The sequence below is a fragment of the Collinsella aerofaciens genome (assembly GCF_039752985.1).
Lineage (GTDB): Bacteria > Actinomycetota > Coriobacteriia > Coriobacteriales > Coriobacteriaceae > Collinsella > Collinsella aerofaciens_BT.
This window is the reverse complement of the sequence record NZ_JBDMHA010000108.1, coordinates 1-3,262: the sequence shown is the minus strand read 5'-3', so window position 1 is coordinate 3,262 and position 3,262 is coordinate 1. Positions and strand designations below refer to the sequence as shown.

The following is a 3,262-nucleotide window of genomic DNA, read 5'->3' as shown; positions in this document are numbered from 1 at the left end:
GCATAAACATGCACTCAACAGTGTAGCAAGTTGTGCCTAAATACGCTGCTGACAGGTTTTATAACCCCCGTTAGTTAAGGCGCTCCACAAAGAAATCTGCCATGGAGAGGAACAGCTCGCGTGCGTGCGGATCAAGCTCAACGTTCTCGATGGCCGCTTTGGCCTTAGCGGTCAGGTCGAGCGCGTAAGTGTGGGCGTAATCGATGGAGCCGGTCTCCTGGAAGATCTCCACGGCGCGTGCGAGCTGCGCGGGATCATCGGTGCCCGAGGAAAGAATCGCCTCGACCTCGTCGTGGTGGCGCTCATCAGAGAGGGCGTGTACGGCGACAAGCGTGCGCTTGCCCTCGGTGATGTCGGTGCGGAAGTCCTTGTTGGCGGCTTCCTTAGTGCCGACAAGGTTGAGCAGGTCGTCCTGAATCTGAAAGGCGAGGCCTGTGTGTAGGCCAAAGGCGCGCAGCGCTTCGATTTGCTCATCGCTGCCGCCGCCGATAATGGCTCCGGCGGCAAGCGGCGTGGCTCCGCTGTAAAACGCGGTCTTGTGCGTCGCCATGTCCAGGTAGTCATCAACCGAGATATCAAAGCGCCCGTCACGGACCCAACCCAGGTCGAGCGCTTGACCCTCGATGGTGCGGACGATCATCTCGGTAAGCTCGTGGAGCACGCGCAGCTTCACGTCGGACTCCAGCGTGGGGTCGTCGAGAACCGTCTTGGTGACCATGGTGAGCGCCAAGTCGCCGCAATTGATGGCAAGGCCCGTGCCCTCGGTAAGGTGCATGCAGGGCTTGCCTCGACGAAGCTGTCCGTTGTCGGCGATGTCGTCGTGGATCAGCGCGCCCGACTGGAAATGCTCGATGGCTGCCGCGGCGCTGCGGGCGCTCTCAAAGCTACCGCCCACTGCGGTTGCGGCGAGCATGCAGATAAGCGGGCGGTGGCGCTTGCCGGCGTTGGCCGTAAAAGCCGAGAGCGGCGCGTACAGGTAGCGCTCGATATCGGCAGAGGTCGCCTGTCCGTCAAAGAACGTGGCCAGATAGTCGTTGATCTGGTCAAAGTGCTGGGCTAAAAAGCTGGTAAACGGATTGGACACGGGTTCTCGCATTCTTTCTTAGGTTGCATCGTTGCATTATGCAGACAACATATTGCCACATTAGGGCGTCGAGCGCGGCGGTTGAAGGAGATTGAGTCTTGCGGCTGCAAACGCGGCAAGGGGCTCGGCTAGATAAGCCCAAAGTGTTCGAGCGCGGTGACGACGCCGTCGTGGTCGAAGCTGTCGGTTACGTAGTCGGCCTTTTCCTTGAGGAAGTCCGGCGCGTTGCCCATAGCGATGCCAACATCGACCGCCTCCATGAGGGCGATGTCGTTACTCGCGTCGCCAATGCCATATACGGTGCCGTGGTCTGGCCCCAGGGCGTCAAGCACGGCCTTGATTCCGGCCCGTTTGGTGCACTCGCGAGGCGAGATTTCTGTGACCTCGAGTTCGAGCTCATTGAGGCAGAGCAGGGGTCCAAGCTCTTCATCTTGGGCGATGCGGTTGGCAAGTGGCGTGGACATAAGAATTTTATAGGCGTTGTAGTGCTCAAGTTGTGTGACGGCGTCGCCCACGGTGCGTGCGTATCCGTACGTCTCGGGGGCATCTGCACTCATGCGCACCACGCGATCGATACCTTCAAAGCGAATGACCTCACCCGATTGCTCGAGATAGGGGGCGAGGCGCTGTAGCAGACCAGGGTTTATGGCTGCATTTCGCACAATGCGCCCCTCGAGTTCGGCGTAACCGCCCGCGAGGCACACGACGCCCGCCCACGGCAGCTCAAGCAGCTTAGGATGGATGCAGCTGAGGGTGCGTCCCGTGCAGATAAAGGCCTTGTTGCCGTTGGCGACAAACGTGCGAATTGCCTGCGCAACCGCCTCGTTGGGATAGGGGGAAAGATCTCGCTCGCCCTCGGGGAGCTCTTGGGCAAGTTTGGGATCTTGCCAGGCGAGCGTACCGTCGATGTCGAAGAAGCAGACATTGCCATGCTTTTTGGTGGCGTCGGCGGCATGAGAAGGCGAGGCGGCGAATGCAAAACCCGGTTCGAGTCCCATAATCCGATCAAAGTGCTCTTTGACGCGGGGTACCGAGATGCCGATGATTACCTGAGCGGTCTTGCCGGTGACGATGAGGCCTTTGGCACCCGCTGCGACAAAGGTCGCATTGTCCGCGACGATGGAGGGGTCCACGACTTCGACGCGCAGCCGCGTGGCGCAGTTGGTTGCGCCCACAATGTTGGAGACGCCGCCCAGAAGCGTCACAACCTGCTCGGCGAGCAGATGATCTTGTGAGGCCTGGTCGTCGGAAGCGCCGGTTTTGGATGTGCGCTTTTCGTCAACGTCGTCTCCCGTCAAGCGCGAGAGCGCCGCGTTGCTGGCGATATGGTCCTCGCGTCCCGGGGTTTTAAGGTCAAAGGTCAGGATAAGACCTCGAAAGCTCAGAAAGAAGATGACGCTAAAGATGAGTCCGATACCGAGCGCCAAAAGATAGGCACCGGCATGCGTGCGCATGAGCGGAATAAAGTTGAAGGCTGCCATCTCCATCAGGCCGCCCGAGAAGATGCCGACGATGCCAAAGAGATTCATGGTTGTGGCAAGGCAAGACGATAAGACGGCGTAGAGCAAAAAGAGCCCGGGGTGGGTGAACATAAAGAGAAACTCGAGTGGCTCGGTAACGCCGCAAACCACCGAGGCGATGATGGCGGGAACAAGGATGACCCTGAGGCCGGCGCGGCGCTCGGGTTTTGCGGTGGAGTAGAACGCAGCTGCGATGGCAGGAAGGCCAAAGAGCTTGACCCAGCCGGTGGCGGTAAAACCGGCCCACGGCGCAAGCTCATTAAGGGGGCGCGTGCTATGGGAGAGGATGGGGAGCAAACTGCTCCACGTGGCGTAGATGCCGTCGTTAATGACCAGGTTGTCGTAGTAGATCGGCATGTAGAGCAGGTGGTGCAGGCCAAAGGGCTCGAGTGCTCGTTCTAAAAAGACAAAGATGCCCACGCCAAAGGGACCGACGCCTGCAAGCGCGTGACGCAGCGTATCGGTTACATCGTATACGTAGGGCACGATGGCGGCTGAGATAGCAGCAAGGGCAAACACGGCAAAAAAGCTGATGAGGTAGACCAGCGAGGAGCCCGAGAAGGTGCCGAGCCAATCGGGAACCTTGGCATCGTAGAAGCGGTCATGGATGGCAACGACGGTTGCCGATACCGCCAGCGGGCCGATAATGCCGGTGTCG

The 3,262-nt window shown here is 59.6% G+C and carries 2 protein-coding genes; both read right to left on the bottom strand.

Annotated features, from left to right (window positions below; translation table 11 throughout):
• Positions 1-70 precede the first annotated feature (70 nt).
• Entirely contained in the window at positions 71-1,084 is a 1,014-nt protein-coding gene (locus ABHR76_RS09720) for a polyprenyl synthetase family protein (RefSeq protein WP_346977584.1), read from the bottom strand.
• A 128-nt stretch (positions 1,085-1,212) separates the two neighbouring features.
• Positions 1,213-3,262, bottom strand: a 2,050-nt coding sequence (locus ABHR76_RS09715; RefSeq protein WP_346977582.1) for an HAD hydrolase family protein, incomplete at its 5' end; no start/stop codon positions are given.